5 protein-coding genes are annotated in these 3,202 nt (G+C 49.8%); all 5 read left to right on the top strand.

Translation table 11 applies throughout. The features are described from left to right. Positions 1 to 599: tRNA (adenosine(37)-N6)-threonylcarbamoyltransferase complex transferase subunit TsaD (locus OB13_RS17755; RefSeq protein WP_461491525.1), on the top strand; the 599-nt coding region annotated here is incomplete at its 5' end. Positions 600 to 748: 149 nt separating this feature from the next. Next, positions 749 to 1,141, top strand: a complete 393-nt coding sequence (locus OB13_RS17750) for a thioesterase family protein (protein ID WP_461491524.1) — start codon at positions 749 to 751, stop codon at positions 1,139 to 1,141. 2 nt (positions 1,142 to 1,143) lie between these two features. Further along, the gene (gene smpB / locus OB13_RS17745; protein ID WP_461491523.1) at positions 1,144 to 1,614 is read left to right on the top strand and encodes an SsrA-binding protein SmpB; all 471 of its coding nucleotides are present in this window, start codon (positions 1,144 to 1,146) and stop codon (positions 1,612 to 1,614) included. Between the two features lie 140 nt (positions 1,615 to 1,754). Then, positions 1,755 to 2,531 carry a C40 family peptidase gene (locus OB13_RS17740; protein WP_461491522.1) on the top strand — a complete coding sequence of 259 codons (777 nt, stop codon included), beginning with the start codon at positions 1,755 to 1,757 and terminating at the stop codon, positions 2,529 to 2,531. Between the two features lie 81 nt (positions 2,532 to 2,612). Then, entirely contained in the window at positions 2,613 to 3,119 is a 507-nt protein-coding gene (locus OB13_RS17735) for an HNH endonuclease (RefSeq protein WP_461491521.1), read from the top strand. Positions 3,120 to 3,202: the final 83 nt, after the last annotated feature.

Genomic DNA, 3,202 nt, shown 5'->3' with positions numbered 1-3,202 from the left:
GCGGCGGGCATACCCAGGTCGTGCTGGTAAAAGACCACCTTACCATGGAGATCATTGGCCAGACGACGGACGATGCGGTAGGAGAGGCCTTTGACAAAACAGCCAAAATGCTGGGACTGCCATACCCGGGCGGACCCATGCTCGACAGAACTGCTGCCCTGGGCAACCCGAAGGCTTTTGTGTTCCCGGTCGGCAATATGCCCGGATACGACTTTTCCTTCAGCGGCATCAAGACCTCGGTGCTCTATTTTCTGAAAGATAAAACGAAAAACAACCCGAACTTCGTACAGGAGAACCTGGCGGATATCTGTGCCAGCGTACAGTATACCCTGATCCAGACATTGCTCAAGAAGGTCGTGCTGGCGGCAAAGGATTTAGGTATACAGGAGGTAGCCATCGCCGGTGGGGTATCGGCAAACTCCGGTTTGCGGCAGACGCTGCAGGACTATGCTAAAAGGTATAACTGGAAGGTATACATCCCGGCTTTTGAGTATTGCACCGATAATGCAGCTATGATTGCCATGACGGCTCATTACCAGTACCTTAAAGGCGACTTCGCAGACCAATACGCCAGCCCGGAACCAAGAATGAAATTCTAAGGAGTTTGGGAGTTGAGGAGTTAGAGAGTTTAGGAGTTAGAAAGTAGAAGCTCTTGTAGGGACAGGTCGCGACCTGTCCGAATCGTGCACCCACTAGCAGCAATTTAACCTTTTAACCATTTACCATTTAACAATCCTGTCATCCATACATGAAACATCCGTTCCAACCAGGAGATACCAAGGTATACCAGAAACAAGTCACGGCGGCGGACTTTGCGCGCTTTGAGGATGGGCTGGTGCATGGGGTATGCTCTACCTTCTCACTGGCTCAGGCAGTGGAATGGGCGGGTAGATTGTTTGTGTTGGAGATGAAAGAAGAGGATGAAGAAGGTATAGGTACATTCCTGGTTATCAACCATAAAAGCCCGGCGTTTGAGGGAGATATTATAAAAGTAAGGGCTGCGTTGAAGTCACAGGAAAGGAATGAAGTTATCTGCAGTTTTGAGGCGCATGTCGAGGACCGGCTGGTAGCGTATGGCGAGACAGGGCAGAAGATATTAAAAAAAGAGAAACTGACCAGCGTGCTGGCTCCAAAGAAATAAGAATGGCGAAAGCAAAAGAGAAAGACAGGATAAAGAAGCACGTCAACATCGTGAACCGCAGGGCTTCTTTTGAATACCAGTTCCTGGACAAGTATACGGCAGGCGTTATGCTCAAAGGTACCGAAATAAAATCGATACGCGAAGGCAAGGTAAACATGCAGGACGGCTACGGTGTGATCCATAACGGGGAGCTGTTTCTGCACAACATGCACATCTCCACCTATACCGAAGGGACGCACTACAACCACGAACCGATGCGGGTTCGCAAACTGCTCCTCAACAGGAGTGAACTGAAGAAACTCGAGAAAGGATTGCAGGAGCAGGGGGTGACAATCATCCCGATCCGGGTGTTTATCAGTGACCGTGGTTTTGCTAAAGTAGAGATTGCACTGGCCCGGGGTAAGAAGCTGCATGACAAGCGCGAAGACATCAAAGCCAAGGACGTAAAACGCGAGATGGAGCGAGGTTTTTAATAATTTCGAATGGGTGACTGAGTGACTGAGTGAATAAATTATACTTTATCTATTCGACAATGCTCACTCCTTTACAATTCATTAGTTCACTCATTTAAAATTCACTCATTCATACAATCACTCATTCAGAACTAAACAAAGTGGACTACGGAATTTGTATGCTCAGCCTGGTGCCGATGCGCGCCGAACCTTCCGATAAGGCGGAAATGGTATCTCAGATGATCTTCGGCGAGTGCCTGGAGGTACTTAGCAGGCAAGGGAACTGGGTGCAGGTGCAGCTGGCGACAGACCAGTACAGGGGTTGGATCGACTACAAGCAGTATGCACCCGTAACGGCCGCTTATTACAAGGAGTGGAAGGAGGCCCGGCACCCGAGGGCGCTGGACATCGTGCAGGTGGTAAGCAACGCGGATATGCGTATACCTGTAGGTACAGGGGCTTATCTGCCTTTTTTTGACGGGATGAGCATTCGTGTTAACCAGGAAAGCTATCAGTATAGCGGCCGCGCTACCAATCCAGCTGTGCTGGTTACAACTGCGCAGCTGTCCAAAGTGGCGTTGGGCTTCATGAAAGCGCCCTACCTCTGGGGCGGAAAGTCAATGTTTGGGATAGATTGCTCGGGTTTTACGCAGCAGGTATACGGGATGTGTGGCTATCAACTGCCCCGCGATGCCAGTCAGCAGGTGGCGCATGGCCAGGAAGTGCATTTTGCCGCTCAGACCGTGCCGGGCGACCTGGCTTATTTTGCCAATGAAGAAGGCCGGATCACCCACGTCGGCCTGATGCTGGAAAATCAGCAGATTATGCATGCGCACGGGGAGGTCAGAATCGATACCCTGGATCACAACGGTATCTACAATGCCGACCGCAAGCGCTATTCTCACCAACTTCGCATTATCAAACGCATTTTTTCCTGATTTTCAGCACTTTTCTTTGAACATAGGCTATAACGAGTTGGTTAATTCTCGTAAAAGCATAGCGTAGGTTCAGAAAAGGGTATGAGGGATAAAGTGCTTATATTAAACCAGGACTTCAGTGCCATAGCGGTATGCACCGTGCACAAAGCTTTCCTGCTGGTATACCTGGAGAAGGCAGAGATGGTCACCAAGGCCAATGGCTCCGTATTGCGTACTGTCAGCACATCCTACCCTGTTCCTTCTGTCATCCGGCTCCAACACTACGTCAAGATACCCTACTATGGCATATCGCTTAGCAGGCACAACGTGCTGCGACGCGATAATTTCCTGTGCCAGTACTGCGGCACAAACCGTAATCTGACACTCGACCACATGCTGCCACGCTCCAGAGGAGGCGAGACCAACTGGCTCAATCTCGTGACAGCCTGTTCCAAATGCAACTCCCGCAAAGGCGACCGTACCCCGGAAGAGGCCGGTCTCAAGCTCCTCAACAAGCCCTCGAAACCTTCCCTGCTGACCTTCCTGAAATTGCACCTCAATACACAAAATGAAGACTGGACTATCTACCTGAAGGTGAACACAAAGTAGCATTATACCTTTGCTAATATATTTAGCTAATGTAGTGTAAGCGTATGTTAATCAGGTGTAAGAGTAGGTGAAGGTATAGTTAA

The organism is Pontibacter sp. HJ8 (assembly GCF_054824225.1).
This window is presented reverse-complemented; position numbering and strand designations above follow the sequence as displayed.